This is a genomic window from Synechococcus sp. 8F6 (genome assembly GCF_002252665.1).
Taxonomy (GTDB): domain Bacteria; phylum Cyanobacteriota; class Cyanobacteriia; order PCC-6307; family Cyanobiaceae; genus Cyanobium_A.
In genome coordinates this window covers 1-665 of the sequence record NZ_NQKZ01000071.1, presented here as the reverse complement: position 1 = coordinate 665, position 665 = coordinate 1, and the positions used below count along the sequence as shown (strand labels likewise).

The window sequence follows — 665 nt, the reverse complement described above, 5'->3', positions numbered from 1 at the left end:
GAGGCGGTGTGACACATTGCGGTGACTGCCTTTGCGGCAGTCCACACCGCCGCCTTCACCGGCAAACTGGCGGCGCCAGCGCTGCAGCGTGGTGAGGCCAATACCCAACAGCAGGGCCAGTTGTCTGGCACGAGCACCAGCGGCAATCCCCTCATCCATGATCTGCAAAGCCTTCTGGCGGGCGTCGGGCGAGGTCAGTCGTCCGCGTCCTCTCCCCAGAAGGCCTGGATCTTTTTTGCTGCCAACAGCAGTGCCGCTGCTTCTGCCAGGGCCTTCTCCTTACGGCGCAGCTCTTGTTTGAGCTGTTTGATTTCACGCTGGTCCTGCTGATGGCGTCGGTCTAGATCCTTCTGCTCTGTCAAGGTGAGCACTGGCTTTTCGTTGGCATCCTGGGATGCTTGACGCCAGCGGTCCACCTGTTCCGGATAGAGGCCCCGCTCACGGCAATAAGCGCTCAGCTCGGTGGCATTCAACCCAGCGGTTTCCAGCACCACCGTGAACTTGTCGGTGGAATCCCATCCCTCTGGTTCCTTTTCGGATGCCGGCACCACCTCTCCTTGCAACCGCCAGGCCTTTCTCCAGTTGTAGAGGCTGGCCACGTGAATGCCCAGCTCTACTGAAATCTGGGAAACGCTCTGGCGGTTCGGCGGAGTCATACGCCTCCT

Annotated in this window: 2 protein-coding genes; both read right to left on the bottom strand. The window is 60.6% G+C overall.

Annotated elements, in window-relative coordinates; translation table 11 throughout:
* Positions 1-159: helix-turn-helix domain-containing protein (locus CJZ78_RS14620; protein WP_369802072.1), on the bottom strand; the 159-nt coding region annotated here is incomplete at its 3' end.
* Positions 160-194: 35 nt separating this feature from the next.
* A complete protein-coding gene (locus tag CJZ78_RS13535) occupies positions 195-656 on the bottom strand; it encodes a hypothetical protein (protein ID WP_094561799.1) in 462 nt (153 codons plus the stop codon).
* Positions 657-665 lie beyond the last annotated feature (9 nt).